Consider the following 322-nt stretch of genomic DNA (forward strand, 5'->3'; position numbering starts at 1 on the left):
TGCCAATTTCACCGCTTTTGTAATGGGGGCGAGCGCCGGAGCAACCCGCCGATTGACCTGCCAAAACAACGGAATATCCAGTTGGGTCGCGGGATCAAGGGCGACCAGACGTCCCTGCGTGAGGTGGCCCCTAATCAACACTTCAGGGTTCATGCCGCACCCCATGCCCAGCAAGGCGGCATCCACAAAACCCCGTGCCGAGTGGATTTTGTGGTTCTGAGTCGTGATATTGTGACCGAGTTGGCGGTGAACCCATTCCCTTTGCAGCTTATCTTTGTGACTATCCAAAAGCGCAGGAGCTGTGCGGATCGCTTCATCGGTT

General features: G+C 56.2%; 1 pseudogene. It reads right to left on the bottom strand.

Annotation, left to right across the window (positions count from 1 at the left end):
- Positions 1 to 322, bottom strand: a pseudogene (locus AB9F29_RS21720) (ArgP/LysG family DNA-binding transcriptional regulator); the annotation flags it as partial.

It is taken from the genome of Falsihalocynthiibacter sp. S25ZX9 (assembly GCF_041205405.1).
GTDB lineage: Bacteria > Pseudomonadota > Alphaproteobacteria > Rhodobacterales > Rhodobacteraceae > Falsihalocynthiibacter > Falsihalocynthiibacter arcticus.